A 15,185-nucleotide genomic window follows, 5' to 3' on the forward strand; every position below is an offset into this window, starting at 1 on the left:
AAGAGCAAATCCCCCAGCCCCCTTTTTCAAAGGGGGAGTCCAAGTGGCTGCACCGACAGTTGCCATTCCTCTCGGCCCCGCTGGGGCCGAAACTCTGCTGAAGCTGTCGCCTGAAGGCGACAGCTTCAGCCCTCAAAATCGGGACAGTGATGAGACGTTGGAGAGAATGAGCATTTCCCCGTGGATGGCCGTGGGGTTGGCGGCGATGCTGCTGGCGACTTGCCGGCCGCTGGCGGCGAACGAGCTCGAGGCGGGTTTCGCGTCGCCGCCGCGCGAGGCGCGGCCGCTCGGCTGGTGGCACTGGATCAACGGCAACGTGACGACCGAAGGCATCGACGCCGACCTCGCGGCCGCCAAGGTCGCCGGCATGGGCGGGGTGCAGATGTTCGACGTGGAGATGTACGCGCCCGAGGGGTCGGTCCGCTACGGTTCCGAACAATGGTTCGCCCATGTGCGGCACGCGATCCGCCGGGCGGCGGCGCTGGGGCTGGAATTCCACGCGATGAACACGCCGGGCTGGTCGGCAAGCGGTGGCCCTTGGGTCACGCCGGAACGTTCGATGAAGCGCCTGGTCTGGAGCGAGACGAACGTATCCGGGGGCGACCTGTCGCTTCGACTGCCGCGCCCGGACCTGGCGCCTGCCTATCCCGAGCGCGCGGTGCCCATGGCGCCCTATTTCGTCGATGTCGCCGTGCTCGCGGTGCCGGAAACAGCGGAGCGGATCGCGGAGTTCGAAGCCAAGGCGGGCTGGGGCAACAGGCCCGTGACCCGCGATACCCGGGTGCTGCCCGGGATCCCTTCCGATCGCGTGATCGTGCTCTCCGACGGAATGGACGCTTCGGGCCGACTCACTGCGCGCCTGCCCCCGGGAGAATGGACGATCCTGCGCTTCGGCTACACGACGACGGGGAAGACCAACCACCCCGCGGTGCCGGAGGGTCACGGCCTGGAGATCGACAAGCTCGATCCGGAGGCGGTTGCGTTCCAGTTCGAGCGTTCGCTGGGCCGCATGATCCGCGAAGCGGGTCCGCTCGCCGGCAGCACGTTCAACGGCCTCCTGTTCGACAGCTTCGAAGGCGGGTTCCAGAACTGGACCGCCGCCATGCCGAACGAATTCGCGCGGCGGAAGGGCTATGCGCTGCTCCCCTGGCTGCCGGTGCTGGCCGGGCGCGTGGTGGAATCCGTGGAGAAGAGCGAAGCGGTGCTCTGGGACTTCCGCCAGGTCATCGAGGAGATGTTCGCGGAACACTACTTCGGCACCATGCATCGGCTTGCCGCACGACATGGCATGAAGATCTATTCCGAGTCCCAGGGCGGCCCGATCACGCCGATGTCCGCCAACCGCCACGTCGACGTGCCGATGAACGAATTCTGGATGCCCGACGTGGCGCCGCGCGCGGCGAAGATCAGGATGACTACCTCGGCGGCGACCTTCCTCGGGCGCAGGATGGTGGCCGCCGAAGCCTTCACGGCGAGGCCGGAGCACGGGCGCTACCAGAACACGCCTGCCACCCTGAAGCGCGTGGGCGATCATGCCTTCGCGCTCGGACTGAACCGGTTCGCGCTCCACAGCTTCACCCACCAGCCGGTCACCGCGGCCGCGCCGGGGTTCTCGCTGGGCCGCTATGGCACGCATTTCGGGCGCCTGAACACCTGGTGGCCGTATGCGGGCGCCTGGATCGACTACCTGTCGCGCAGCCAGTTCCTGCTGCAGCAGGGGCATCGCCTGGCCGATGTCGTCTTCCTGGTCGACGAGGACCTGGGCTACGCCTTGCCGGATGCGATCGAGACGTCGCTGCCCGGGTACGATCTGGAAGTGGCCTATCCCGCGGACGTGCTGGCGATGTCGGTGCACGACGGTGTGCTGGAACATCCCCAGGGAGCGTCGTTCCGCCTGCTCGTCACGCCGGAGATGTCCCAGGGTTGGGTCGCCGGGATCGCGACGCTGCGCAAGCTCGCACATCTTGTCGAGGCCGGCGCGACCCTGGCCGGGCCGCCGCCGCTCGCGCCCGCGGGACTCGGCGACCTGGCGCACAGCGAGGAATTCGACCGGCTCGTCGGCATGCTCTGGGCCGATCTCCCGGCACGGGGTTTCAAGGCGGTGGGCGCGGGCAAGGTCTACGCGGGGCTGACGCCGCTGGAAATCCTGCAGGTCGAAGGGGTCGGCCCCGACCTGCGCTGGGAGGCGCCGATGGAGCAGCTGCGCTTCATCCATCGTCGCAGCAGCGACGCGGACATCTACTTCGTCTTCAACGACTCGGATCAGTCACGCGAAGCGCGGCTCGAAGTGCGGCAGCCCGGCCGCCTGCCCGAGATCTGGGATCCGGCGCGCGGCACGCGCGCCGATGCGCCCGTGTTCGCGTCCACCGCCTCGGGCGTGTCCGTGCCCGTACAACTGCAGCCGTGGGGATCGACGTTCCTCGTGTTCCGTAAGCCCCTCCCGACGCGCTGGATCAGCGACGCGCGCGCAGTGAGCCTCAATCTCGCGGATAGGCCTGGCGCACTGCTCACGCAGGACGGGTCCGTGCAGCTGCATTTTTCCGACCGCTCGACGCGAGACGTCCGCCTGCCGGCGTTGCCCGCGCCGGTGCCGGTCGACGGAGCCTGGGAGATCGAATTTCCGAAGCTGGCCGGTTCGGCAAGGTCTCGGCGGGTCGAGCAGTTGGCATCGTGGACGGAGGATGCCGATCCGACAATCCGCCACCATTCCGGCACCGCGGTCTACCGGACCAGCGTCGATCTGCCGCGGCCACCGGCCGGCGCGGTCGCGCTGCTCGATCTCGGCCGCGTGGCCGACATCGCGCGCGTGACGGTGAACGGGCACGACGCCGGGATCGCCTGGCATCCTCCGTTCCGGCTGGACGTGACCCCGTACCTGCAGCCGGGGACGAACCGGCTCGAGATCCACGTGGCCAATCGATGGATCAATCGCCTGATCGGCGATGAGGCCGTCGCGGTGGACGTCGAGTACCAGAAGACGGGCACTTCGCCGTTCACCGATGGCCGGCTGCTGGCGTTGCCCGCGTGGATCTACCGGCCCGAGGCACGGCACGAATGGCCCCGGTCCAGCTTCGCCACGTGGAAGCACTACGAGGCGGATTCGCCCCTGGTCCCTTCCGGGCTCCTGGGCCCGGTCAGGATCGAATGGTGGCAGCCGGTTCCACAAGCGGATGACCCGTCCTGAAGTCGCTGTCGGAAATCCCCGGCAGCGGCTCGTAGCGTCAGCGCACCAGGTCGACGTCCCGGCTGCGCGTGACACTGCCATCCGGCCGCGTCCCTTCGATCCGCCACGTGAACCGCGTGGCCGTGTCGTCGACCGGGACGCTGAACTCCCACGGGAAGGCCTCGTCGACGATGACGCCCGCGTCGTCGCCCGTCGTCCAGTGCAACGCCACCTGGTTGAAATCGCGCTTGCCGTCCTCGAGGAACACGAAGGCGTGCTGCATCGACTCGCCATAATCGAGGACCATGCCGCGCGCCGCGGGATCGTCGATCCGTGCCATGGGCTGCCGCCAGGCCGAGTCGGGGCCTGCGGCCATGATCCTCGCCTGCAATCCGGGCCGGATGCCGACATCGGCGACCGTGAATGCAACCAGGCCACGCGCGGGAACCGTCACCTGGAACCGGCCGTCGTCGATGGCGATGTCGCCGGTTCCGTGCACATCGGCCGCGTGCAATGTCCTGCCCGCCAGGCCCGGCAGCCGCGCGAGGTCGAGCCGCACCGTGCTGGTGACCGGCGTGTCCGCTTCGTTCATCAGTGCCACGTACAGGCGGGTGTTGTCCTCGCTGCGCGCAGTGACGTAGTTGAGCTCGACCGAGTCGGCCTGCAGCAGGACCTTCGGCATCCACAGCACGGCGTCTTCGTGGCCGTAGAAGCGGCCGACCTGGCCGCCGTAGGCCCGGTTCTGCAGATAGGCATAGCCTTCGATGAACTCCGCCGGGAAGCGGATCGCGCCGTTGGAGCGCGCGTCTGCATCGCTGACCAGGTAGTCGAGCAGCATCGACGCCATTGGCCAGACGTGGTTGAAGTGGAACGAGTTCACGCTCAGCGACTTCGGATCGCGCAGCGGGTAGTCCGGCTTCTCGTAAATCGTCGTGCGTGCAGTATTGATGTGGTAGCCGGGAAAATTGGTGTAGCGGCCGATCACCGCCGAGCGCGCCACGGCGCGCAGGAAGGAATCGTCCATGTGTTCCGCGATCCGCAGCAGCCACGGCGCCCAGTTGGTCATGAAGATGCCGCGGTGGCCGCTGCTGGTGCCGGACGATTCCGGGGTCAGCCCGATTTCCGACAGCCGCCACCCGGGCACGCGCTCCTCGGCGGCCGGCATCTGCGGATGGCCCTTGCCGGCGAGATAGCCGTACAGCGGCGCCTTGCCGCCGGGATTAACCAGGACTTCCGTATCCGGGATCGCCGGCGCGAACCATACGAACTGGGTGAACACGCGCGCGGCGCGATGGGCGGCTTCGAGGTAGCGGCGTTCGGCGGTGACGTCGTAGAGCTGCATCAGCGCGGCGAAGTCGGGCACGAACTGGGTCCAGAAGAACGGCTCTTCGCCGTGCACCCCCGCGAACGCCTGCTGCGGCCGTTCCACGCGTTCGCGCAGGTAGGCGTCGGCGCCGCGGACCGCCGCGTCGAGATAATGCCGGCGACCGGTCGCGCGGTACAGCGCGAGGCTGTTCTGCCAGGTGTCGCCGCGCTCGTTGACGTCGAGGTTGCGCACCCGCGAGCGCCCGTACTCCTCCTCCGCGAGGGCGAGGAACGCCGGCGATGCGCCGCGGAAGATCCGGTGCAGCGCGGCCAGTTCGGAGACCGGCGCGGCGGGACCCTTGAGGGTGTAGGACGGGAACTGGATCTTCTGTTCCTCGTCGATCGTGAACAGGTATTTCTCGCGCGACACCATGTATTCGATGACGGGTTTCGCGCGCAGGCGCCAGATCGCGTCGTCGTCGGTGACCAACGCCAGGTCCAGCGGATTCAGCGACGAGACGTTCTTCACCGTGCCCGGCGCATCGGTCTCGTAGCTCGCGCCCTTGTCCTCGGCGCGGAACTGCGACCAGTGGCTCATGCCGTAGTCGACGATCCGCTCCAGGGTGCGGTTGAGCGACGACAGCGCGTTGTGCCGGTAGTCGTGGAACCCGTAGAGCCGGCGCGCGGCGTACTCGTAGGCCGCGGTGACGTCGCCGCGGTGCACCAGCGGCCGCAGCGTGAAGGAGAATTCGTCGCCAGCGCCGAGCTGCGAGCCCGGCCCGCCGAGCACGGGAGCGAACACCATCGGCCGCGCGCGGCCATCGGGATCGCGCAGGGCGATGCCGAAGCGCGAGTTGCGGAACACCGGCAGCGGGTCGAACGGGAACTCCGCTGCGTCCACCACCATGCCTTCGACCTGTCCAGCGTGCTCGACCAGGGTCGACGGCAACGTCGCCCGAAAGGCCAGGGTCAGGTAGCTGCGATCGGGAAAGCGCTTCTCCGTCCACACCAGCGGCTGGAAGAACGCGTCGGCGTCGTCGGGCGCATGCGACGGCGCGCCCATGTACGCGACCGAGTAGAAGCCGGGCTGCTTCGCCCGCAGCGTGTAGCGCAGGGCAGGGGGCAGGGCGCGGCCGTCGCCGCCCGGGGACAGCACGGCCTCGATCGCGAACCCGGCCTGTTCCGGGAACGTCCAGCGATGGCCACCGTCCGGCGTCGGCCTCACCCCGTCGGCCTCGACGCAGGTCCTCGGCGCCGCGGCGAAGACGTCGGCCGTGCGCCCGCCGGCATCGCCCTGCAGGATATCCGGGTCGAAGCCGTCGCCGACCTGGCTGGCGTCGCCGGCGACCTGCGCGAGGCCCGCGCCCCCGGCATCCTCCGCGCGCCAGGTCACGACGTTGTAGCGTGTGCCGAGGTCGGCCGGCCGCAGTTCCGGGGAAGGATCCGATGTCGTGCGCTGCACGCAGAACCGCATCGCGAATTCGGCGCGCGCGCCGTCGGGCGCGGCGAGCGTGATCCCGTCGCGACGGGCTTCGATCGTGTGTGCGGCCGCGCTCGCGGCACCGCTGGTGGGCGCAGCCGCGGCGAGCACCAGCCCGATCGCCGGAAGTCGGTGGCGTGGCGGCATCGGTGTCTCCGTTTCGATGGGGATTGAAGTCGTGTGTGCAGGCCGGGTCAGGCCCAGCCGAGCGCCTCTTGCGGCAGATCCGCGCGCAGTTCTCCGATCTCGCGCAGGCCGGCGGCGTCGAGTTCGCGGGTCGGATGGCGCACGCGCGCGCTGGCGATGACACCGGCCGCGACCAGGTTGTGCTTCATCACCGCGACGCCGAGCCCGGGCTGCAGCTCGTAGCGGATCAGCGGCAGGTAGCGCGCGAACTCGCGGCGCGCACCGGCGCGGTCGCCGGCGCGCCACAGGTCCCACATGGCGACGAAGGCGGCCGTCAGGTCGCTGCCGGGCATCGTGCCGACCGCACCGCGATCGAGCTCCTCCAGCAGGAACTGGCCGTTGAGGCCGCCGAACAGCACCGGCGGCGCCTCATCGCCCTTGAGGTCGTAGCCGTCGAGGATCGCGCTGATCTTCGGCGCGGTCGGCGGCGCTTCCACCTTGACGTAGCGGACGCGCTCGAGTTCGCGGGCCATGCGCGCGATCAGCGGTGCGCCGATCGCGACGCCGCTCATCAGCGGTGCGTCCTGCACCATGATCGGGATGCGGACCGCATCGCTGATCGCGCGAAAATAATGGAACACGCCCTCCGCATCGGGCTTCATGAGGTGCGGCGGCATGATCATCAGCCCATCCGCACCCCCGGCCTCGGCTTCGCGACTCAACGCGACGGCGAGGTCGGTGCCGGTGTGGCCGCTGCTCACGATCACCGGGACCCGCCCGTCAACCTCGCGCACGATCGCCCGCAGCAGTTGCACGCGTTCGTCCGCGGCGAGCGTGTAGCCCTCGCTGGCGTTGCCGAACAGGCCCAGGCCATGCGCACCGGCATCGAGCAGGAAGCGCACCAGCCGCCGCTGGCTGTCGAGGTCGATGCTGCCGTCCTCGCGGAACGTGGTGTTGACGATCGGGAAGACCCCTTCGAAGCGAGCGCCTTCGACGCGGGCGCCCCCGGAGCGGGCAGGTGCGGGCTGGGACATGCGCGATGCTCCTTGCATCAGAGAACGTATGGGGCGATCGCGGCCTCGTCGATCTCGATACCGAGACCGGGTGCATCCGGCGCAGCGAGGCCGGCCACACCGACCGGCAGCGGCGAGCGCAGGAAGCGGTTGGCGATGGCCTGCACGCGCGGATTGCATTCCAGGCGCGCGAAGTTCGGCGTCGCGGCCGCCAGGTGCAGGCCGGCGGCGAGCTGCGGGCCGAGGCCGATGCTGACGTGCGGCGCGATCGGGACGTGGTGGGTGTCGGCCAGCACCGCGAGCTTGCGGCTCTCGGTCAGACCGGAGCGGCCGAGGTCGGGCTGCAGCACGCCGACCGCGCCGCGCTGGAAGAAGGGCAGCAGCTCGAAGCGGGTGCGGTAGCTCTCACCGATCGCCAGCGGCACACGGGTGCGCTCGGCCAGGCGGGCGTGGCCGGCCACGTCCTCGGGCATCAGCGGCGCTTCCAGCCAGCCGGCGTTGCGCGCTTCCAGCGCCGCGGCGAACCGTGGCGCGCTGCGCGTATCCAGGCGCCAGAGCGCATCGACATAGAGTTCGATATCCGCGCCGAAGGCGTCGCGCAATGCGTCCAGGTCGGCCAGGCAGTCGCCGGGATCGCCGGCCATGAACAGCTTGAACGCCTCGGCGCCGGATTCGACCCAGCCGCGGGCCTCGTCGACGCGCGCGGCGGTGGAATCGCCACCCAGGCCGGAGACGTAGCAGGGCAGGGTGGCGCGGCACGGGCCGCCGAGCAGGCGATGGACCGGCTGCCCGAAGGCCTTGCCGCACAGGTCCCAGATGGCGAGATCGATCCCGGCCATCGCGTCGAGCAGGAAGCTGCCGGTGTGCCCGCGCACCCGCATCGCCGCGTACAGCCGGTCCCAGATCGCTTCCGGCGCCAGCGCGTCCTCGCCGACCAGCAACGGGCCGAGCAGGGTGTCGATGACGCTGCGGGTGACCTCCGGCGCCACCGGCGCCTGCGCCTCGCCCCAGCCGATCAGTCCGTCGTCGGTTTCCACCGTGACCAGCACCGTCTCCAGGTGGTCGGCGGCGTAGACGGTGCGGTAGTGCCCGGCCCAGCGATAGCGCGCGCCGGCCGCATCGCCCAGCGCCGCCGGCGTGCCGGCGGTGCCGCGGGATTCGGCGACGTCGCGCGGGATCCGCAATGCGCGGGCGCTGACGCGCGCGATCCTGCGGACCACTACGCCTGTTCCTTCTCGCGCGCGTGCAGCACGTCCTCGACCAGGTCGTGGCCGGCGCGGCGGATGTGATCGCCCAGCACCTGCACCAGGCGCGGCGCATCGCGTTGCTGCAGCGCGTCGAGCATCGCCCGGTGTTCCTGCAGTTCCTGCTCGAGCCGGTGCGCTTCCGGGCGCCGGCGCGAGTGGATGCGCGCGATCGTGAGGTGGGCGTTGAGGCTGCGGTAGATCTCCATCAGCCGCTGGTTGCCCGACGACTCCACGATCAGCATGTGCAGGGCCACGTTCGCCTGCTCGTGCCGCATGCGCTCGGCCTCCGACGTGACCGGGCGTTCCAGTTGCCGGGTCAGGTCGGTGAAGGCTTCCAGCAGTTCCGGCGTCAGCCGCGCCACCGTGGCTTCCGCGGCCAGGCACTCGAGCGCGCGCCGGATCTCGAAGATCTCGCCGACCATTTCCGGGGTGATCTCGGCGACGAAGGTGCCGCTGCGCGGCCGGATTTCGATCAGGCCTTCGGCGGCGAGCCGGTTGATCGCGTCCTTGACCGGGGTCGGGCTGACCCCGAGCTGGTCGGCCAATGCCTTCACGTCGAGGCGTTGGCCGGGACGGAAGGTGGAACCGAGAATGCCATCGCGGAGCATGTCCAGTACCGAATCGCTGGCGCGCGTGCGGGTCAGTCGGGTCAGTGTGTTCATGCGGCGAAGCCTGCCACGTTCTGTCTGAATTGTAAAATTAGAAATCTGAAATATTAGACTTTACAAACGATGAGGCTTGGCCTAGTGTCGATCGCACCGTGCCATGCCGTCCCGCGCCAAGGAGGCGGCCGCGCCGTCGCTGCCTTGGAGGGCAGACCCGCATGCAGACCGCTTCCGTTTTCATCCGCGCCGCCAGGAAGCGACCGGCGCCATGCGCCACGCGCCGGCCCTGATGGCGCCGCTCGCCTTCGACCAGGAGCGCAACTTCGGTTGCCGCATCCGCGAATTCGTCTATCGCGGCCATCGCTGCGTGTCGCTGGAGAACGCCCGCGTCCGGCTGGTGATCGCCGCCGACAAGGGCGCGGACATTATCGAATGCCTGTACAAGCCGCTCGACGTCGAATGCCTGTGGCGCTCGCGCCACGGCCTGCGCCCCGACCAGCACCTGCGCTTCAGCAGCCCGCTGTCGGGCGGCCATTTCCGCGAATACTTCCCCGGCGGCTGGTATGAGATGCTGCCCAACGGGCCGCAGCCCTGCAGCCATCGCGGTGCCGAGTACGGCCATCACGGCGAAGCCACGCTGCTGCCCTGGGACTACCGGATCGAACGCGACGATGCCGACGGCATCCGCGTCGTGTTCCGCACCCGCCTGGTCCGCCTGCCGCTGCTGGTCGAGCGCGCCATGAGCCTGCAGGGCGACAGCGGCACCATCCGGATCGACGAACGGGTGACCAGCGAGGCCGGGCAGCGGATCGAGTTCCTGTGGGGCCATCATCCGACCTTCGGCTGGCCGCTGGTGGAGCCGGGCACCCGCATCCATCTGCCCGCGTGCACGGCCTCGGTCGGCGCCGCGGTGCCGGCCGGCGCGCGCGTCGCCGCCGGGCAGCGCAAGGCATGGCCCCGACTCGAAGCGGCGGCCGGCGGCGGCGAGCTCGATCTTTCGGTGATGCCGGACGCCGGCGCCGGATCGCACGACTTCATCCGCCTCGACGAACTGGCCGGCGGCTGGTTCGCGATCGTCAATCCCATGCGTCGGGTCGGGTTCGCATTGCGCTGGGACACCGCGGTATTCCCGATGCTCGGGATGTGGCAGGTGTGGGGCGGCGGGCCGGACTATCCGTGGTACGGCACGCCGCACCTGCTGGCGCTGGAACCGGCCTGCGACCTGCCGTCGCTCGCTGCGGCCTCCGAGCGCGGCACCGCGCTGGCGCTCGACGCCGGACAGTCGCTGGAGACCACGCTCGAGGCCACCGTGTTCGAAGGCGCGCCCGAGGTGACCTGGGTCGGGCCCGGCGGCGAATTGCGCTGACCGGCCGCGTCGTTTTCCTCGAACTTCTGCACATCATCGACAACGAGGCCGCAATGCACGCCGAATCCGCCAACGCCACCCTGGGCCTGATCGAGGCGGGCCGCATCGTCGCGATCCTGCGCGGCCACGCCGGAGATGCCGATCAGGTGTTGTCCGCCACGCTCGCCGATGCCGGGATCACGGCGCTGGAACTGACCGTCGATTCGCCGGACGCGTTCTCGCGGATCGGGCGCCTGGCACAGGCCTGGGCCGGGCGCATGGCGATCGGCGCCGGCACGGTGCGCACCGTGGAACAGGCCAGACGCGCCGCCGATGCGGGCGCTGCGTTCATCGTGTCCCCGAACCGCGATACGGCGGTCATCGCCGCGGCGGTGTCGCTGGGACTGGTGGCGATCCCGGGCTGCCAGACGCCGTCGGAGATCGTCGAGGCGGTCGATGCCGGCGCCCAGGCGGTCAAGTTGTTCCCGGCCCAGGCGCTCGGTCCGGCGTTCGTGCGTGCGGTACGCGCGCCGCTCGGCGACGTGCGCCTGGTGCCAACCGGCGGCGTCACCCCCGAGCTCGCCCGCGCCTACCGCGGTGCGGGCGCGTGGGCGCTCGGCGCCGGGTCCGAACTGCTGGGCGGCGATCTCGCGCAGGGCATCGACACGGGCGCCCTCGCGGCGCGCGCGCGGGCGTTCGCGGAGGCGGCGCGATGAACGGGCATGGCGCCGGGAGCGGACAACGTCTGGTCATCGACGGCGGGACCACGACGACCCGCGTGTGGGCGGTCGACGGCGACCTCGTGCTGGCGCGCGGCAGCGCCATGATCGGCGCCCGCGACTCGGCGCGTGACGGCAACAACGGGCGGCTGGTCGGCGCGGTGCGCGACCTGCTGATCGCGGCATCGGCCGAGGCCGATGCGCGAGCGTCGCGATGGGATCCGCGCTACGTGGTCGCCGCCGGAATGATCACCTCGCCACTGGGACTGGTGGAAGTACCGCACGTGGAGGCCCCGGCCGGCGTCGACGAGTTGGCGCGCAACGTCCGGACGCTGTCGCTGCCGGAGGCATCGCCGCTGCCGATCCTGCTGGTGCCCGGCGTGCGCTGCGGCCCGCTCCAGCCCGGGCTGTCGGACTTGGCGGAGGTCGACGTGATGCGTGGGGAAGAGGTGGTCTGCCTGGGCCTGGTACGGACCGGACAGCTGCCACGGCCCGGCCTCGCGCTGAGCGTGGGCTCGCACTGGAAGCGGGTGGAAGTGGATGCCGACGGGCGCATCGCTTCCTGCACCACGACGCTGAGCGGCGAACTGCTGCACGCACTGCGCACGCAGACCGTGCTGGCCGCGAGCGTCGACGCGGCCTTGCCGCCGCGGCTGGAAGCGGGCGACCTCGACGCCTTCCGTGCCGGCATGCGCGAACGTGCACGTTCCGGACTGCCGCGCGCGGCGTTCTGTACCCGGCTGCTGGAACGCGTCGCCGGCAGTTCCGCGCGGTCGCGGCTGCTGTTTCTGCTCGGGGTCGTGGTGGACGAGACATTGGCGCACTGGCGCGATGCGGTCGTCGGCCGGACCATCGCGCTGCTCGGCGCGCCGGTGCTGTGCGCGGCATGGCACGAGGCGCTGGCGGATGCCGGCAGCCAGGGTGTGGTGATCGATGCGGCCGATGCCGAATCGGCCTTCATCGCCGGTGCTACGGCCATTGCCCAGCGGGCGTTCGCAGCGACGGCGTGAGGCGCCCGCGCGCCGTCAACGGCCCGCCGGACGTTGCGCCGCGGCGCTCATCCAGCGTCGTCTGCCGTCTGCAGGTCCGCCGCGGTCGAAAGCAGCGGCAGCAGCGCCGGTTCGAGTTCCCGGCGTCGCCAGCCGGACAGGGCCGGCGGCCAGTCGCCGGTTTGCAGCAGCCGTTCCAGCCAACGCCGCGAGGCGAGCACGCCGTCCGGCAGGCCGAGCTCGGCGCTGCGGGCGGCCACCGTGTCCTGCAGGCTGCGCAGGGCCTTGCGGTCGACGTCGTCGCTCGGGAGCGGTGCCTCGTGTTCGTCCGGCAGCGGGGTCTGCAGCGCCAGCCACATCGGCTCGGCCAGCTTGCGCGAGGCCTTCGGATGGCTGTCGAGCACGCGCTGCACGCCGGCCTGGTCGGGCGGCGGGTCGCGTGCCAGCAGCACCGCCAGTTCGTTGTCCAGCACCCAGCTGCGCGGGCGGTCACGTTCGCGCGCCCAGCGGTCGCGCCAGCGCAGCAGGCGCAGCAGGCGGTGCCGGGCCGCTTCGTCGAGAAATTGCGCGGTGCGCAGCGCGAGGTGCGGCCAGCGCTCGGGTTCGTCCGCGGCGACGGCGAGCAGGCGCCGGCAGTCCTCGTCGAACCAGTCGCGGCGGTCGAGCGTCTCCAGCCGCTCCGCCAGCGTGTCGTGCATTGCGAACAGGTGGCGCACGTCGTCCGCCGCGTACTCCAGCTGCGCCGGCGACAGCGGGCGCTGCAGCCAGTCCGAACGGGTCTCGCCCTTGGCCAGGGCGACGCCGGTCAGCTCCTGCACCAGGCGCTGGTAGCCGACGCCGGCGGCGATGCCGCCCAGTGCGGCGGCGATCTGGGTATCGAACAGCGGCGCCGGTACCGCGCCGCAGGCGTGCCCGAAGGCGATCAAGTCCTCGCCGGCGCTGTGCATGATCTTGAGCACCGCCGGATCGGTGAGCAGCGGCCGCAAGGCCTCGGCGATCCCCGGCGCGAGCGGATCGATCAGCAGGATGTCGTCATCGATCGCCACCTGCACCAGCGCGAGCCGGGGCCAGTAGGTGCGTTCGCGGATGAACTCGGTATCCAGGCCGACACGCGCGGGATGCGTGGACAGGCGGGCGTTGAGGGCGGCGGGATCGGCGATCCACTGCGGTGCGTTGACGGGCATGGCGCAGGAGCCTAGCAGGTCGCGGTCGTGCATTCGCGGCCGCCGGTGCGATTGACGTGCCGCCGGTCCCCGGCCTACCGTCGCGTAACATGGGTCTGTCGTCCCCAGATGAAGAAGAACCGGTTGCGCGCGCTCGTATCTGTCGTCGTCCTGCTGCTGACGCTGAACTCCGGTTGTTCGCGCAACGGCGGCGACACCGGGGACGCGGACGTGCAGGCGGTCGACCAGGCAGCCGAACGTGCGCGCAGCGGCAGCGTCACGGTCAGCGGCGACGACCGCATCGCCGACAGCCTGACCTGGCGGCCACCGCAGGTGGAGCTCGACCAGGAGGCAGTGGATGAGGCCCGTGAGCAGGCCGAGTCCGCGCTCGAGGAAGGACACCTGTACGAGGACGCCGAGGCCGCGATCCCGCTGTACCTGGCGCTGCTCGAACAGGACCCGCAGGACAAGGCCGCCGCGCAGGGGCTGCAGCGTGCACGGCAACGCCTGCTGGACGAGGGCGAGCGCGCGCTGGCCGACAGCGGCGACGACTTCGTGGCCTTGCGCGAGGCGCGTCGCGTGGCCGCGGTGGCGCGCACGGTCTGGCCGGACGATGCGCCGGTGCAGGCCTACCTGCAGCGGGTGGACCGGGCCGACCGCCTGTGGGAACTCAATCGCGAGGCCGAGACCGAGCTCGCGGAGGGCCGCTACGGCGAGTCCGGCGGCGGCGCCCTCGCCAAGTTGCGCGAGGCGCTGGAGCTGCAGCCGGAGCAGCCGCGTGCGCTGCAGAACCTGGCTGCAGTGGAAAGCGGGCTGATCCGTCGCGCCGAAGAGGCGGCCGAGCGGGGTGATTTCGACACCGCCGGCCAGCGGCTCGGCCATGCCGCACTGGTCCGGCCCGAGAGCGCCACCGTGCCCGATGCGCGCGAGCGGATCGAGCGCCTGCGCACGGCCCGCATCGCCAGGCTGCGCGACCAGGGACTCGCCGCCCTGCGCGGGTTCGACGGCGTCGCCAAGGCGCGTGAGATCCTGGCCGAGCTGCTGCTGATCGCAGAGCCCGGCGACCCTGCCGCGGCCGACCTGCGCGAACGCATCAGCTTGGCGGTGCACTACGGCCTGTTCCGGCCCGGGCAGGGGTTCACCGATGCGCTGCAGAGCGGCGCGCGCGGACCGCGCATGGTGGTGGTGCCGCACGGGGCGTTCACCATGGGCGCGCCCGAGGGCGAGGACGGCGCCAGCGACAGCGAGCGGCCGCAGCGCAACATCCGCTTCGACCGGGGCTTCGCGCTGTCGACGCACGAGGTGACCGTCGGCGAGTTCCGCCGCTTCGTCAACGCCACCGGCTACCGGACCCGTGCGGTGCGCCGCGGCTTCTCGATGGTCTACGACGAGCGCAGCGGCAACTTCGTGCGCCGCAGCGGCGTCGACTGGCGGTCGGACTACGTGGGTGCGACCGCCAGCGACGACATGCCGGTGCTGCATGTCAGCGCCCAGGATGCGGAGGCCTACGCCGAGTGGCTGGCGGAGGAAAGCGGCGAGCGCTACCGCCTGCCCAGCGAGGCCGAGTTCGAGTACGCGTTGCGCGCGGGCAGTGGGGAGGCGTTTCCCTGGGGAGACGGCGTGCCGCCGGAATCGGCCGGCAACTTCACCGGCGGACTGGACCGTTCGCCCGGTGGGCGCAGCTGGAGCAATGCGTTCGCGGACTACGGCGACGGCCATTGGGGGCCGGCCGCGGTCGGCAGTTTCGCGCCCAATCGCTGGGGGCTGCACGACCTGGCGGGCAACGTCAGCGAGTGGGTCGCCGACTGCTGGCATGCCAGCTACCGCCGCGCGCCGCGCGACGCCGCGCCCTGGATCAATCCCGGGTGCCGGACGCACGTGATCCGCGGCGGCTCCTGGGCCAGCGCGCCGGAGCAGACCCGATCGGCCTGGCGTGCGCCGGCGGCGCGCGACACCACCAACGCGCGCATCGGGTTCCGGGTGATGCGGGAGTTGTAGCGGATACTTCCGGCGATATCGAGGCGCCCGAC

Annotated in this window: 10 protein-coding genes; 5 read left to right on the forward strand and 5 right to left on the reverse strand. The window is 70.9% G+C overall.

The features are described 5' to 3' along the window. Positions 1-43: 43 nt before the first annotated feature. Complete coding sequence (locus FXO19_RS01660) at positions 44-3,184, forward strand: glycosyl hydrolase (protein ID WP_149193310.1); 3,141 nt, start codon at positions 44-46, stop codon at positions 3,182-3,184. Positions 3,185-3,221: 37 nt separating this feature from the next. On the opposite strand, the gene FXO19_RS01665 is transcribed toward FXO19_RS01660, so the two are convergent. The 4 genes from FXO19_RS01665 to FXO19_RS01680 are packed head-to-tail and all read right to left on the reverse strand — an operon-like array spanning position 3,222 to position 8,996. Then, the gene (locus FXO19_RS01665) at positions 3,222-6,095 is read right to left on the reverse strand and encodes a hypothetical protein (RefSeq protein WP_149193311.1); all 2,874 of its coding nucleotides are present in this window, start codon (positions 6,093-6,095) and stop codon (positions 3,222-3,224) included. Between the two features lie 47 nt (positions 6,096-6,142). After that, positions 6,143-7,108, reverse strand: a complete 966-nt coding sequence (locus tag FXO19_RS01670) for a dihydrodipicolinate synthase family protein (protein WP_187775583.1) — start codon at positions 7,106-7,108, stop codon at positions 6,143-6,145. 17 nt (positions 7,109-7,125) lie between these two features. After that, positions 7,126-8,307 carry a mandelate racemase/muconate lactonizing enzyme family protein gene (locus FXO19_RS01675; RefSeq protein ID WP_149193313.1) on the reverse strand — a complete coding sequence of 394 codons (1,182 nt, stop codon included), beginning with the start codon at positions 8,305-8,307 and terminating at the stop codon, positions 7,126-7,128. Continuing rightward, complete coding sequence (locus FXO19_RS01680) at positions 8,307-8,996, reverse strand: GntR family transcriptional regulator (protein ID WP_149193314.1); 690 nt, start codon at positions 8,994-8,996, stop codon at positions 8,307-8,309. Before FXO19_RS01680 ends, FXO19_RS01675 begins: the two co-directional genes overlap by 1 nt. A 211-nt stretch (positions 8,997-9,207) precedes the next feature. On the opposite strand from FXO19_RS01680, the gene FXO19_RS01685 reads away from it, so the two are divergent. From FXO19_RS01685 to FXO19_RS01695, 3 genes are read left to right on the forward strand one after another with little or no spacing between them, the layout of a single operon-like run. Further along, complete coding sequence (locus tag FXO19_RS01685) at positions 9,208-10,305, forward strand: DUF4432 family protein (RefSeq protein WP_187775584.1); 1,098 nt, start codon at positions 9,208-9,210, stop codon at positions 10,303-10,305. Positions 10,306-10,358: 53 nt separating this feature from the next. Continuing rightward, complete coding sequence (locus FXO19_RS01690; protein ID WP_149193316.1) at positions 10,359-11,000, forward strand: bifunctional 4-hydroxy-2-oxoglutarate aldolase/2-dehydro-3-deoxy-phosphogluconate aldolase; 642 nt, start codon at positions 10,359-10,361, stop codon at positions 10,998-11,000. Then, complete coding sequence (locus tag FXO19_RS01695; protein WP_149193317.1) at positions 10,997-12,013, forward strand: 2-dehydro-3-deoxygalactonokinase; 1,017 nt, start codon at positions 10,997-10,999, stop codon at positions 12,011-12,013. Before FXO19_RS01690 ends, FXO19_RS01695 begins: the two co-directional genes overlap by 4 nt. A 47-nt stretch (positions 12,014-12,060) precedes the next feature. Here FXO19_RS01695 and rnd read toward each other — a convergent pair whose 3' ends face one another. After that, positions 12,061-13,176, reverse strand: a complete 1,116-nt coding sequence (gene rnd / locus FXO19_RS01700; RefSeq protein WP_149193318.1) for a ribonuclease D — start codon at positions 13,174-13,176, stop codon at positions 12,061-12,063. Between the two features lie 123 nt (positions 13,177-13,299). Here rnd and FXO19_RS01705 point away from each other — a divergent pair, with 123 nt between their 5' ends. Beyond that, a complete protein-coding gene (locus FXO19_RS01705) occupies positions 13,300-15,153 on the forward strand; it encodes a formylglycine-generating enzyme family protein (protein ID WP_255516232.1) in 1,854 nt (617 codons plus the stop codon). Positions 15,154-15,185 lie beyond the last annotated feature (32 nt).

The sequence above is a fragment of the Luteimonas suaedae genome (assembly GCF_008312895.1).
GTDB classification, from domain to species: domain Bacteria; phylum Pseudomonadota; class Gammaproteobacteria; order Xanthomonadales; family Xanthomonadaceae; genus Luteimonas; species Luteimonas suaedae.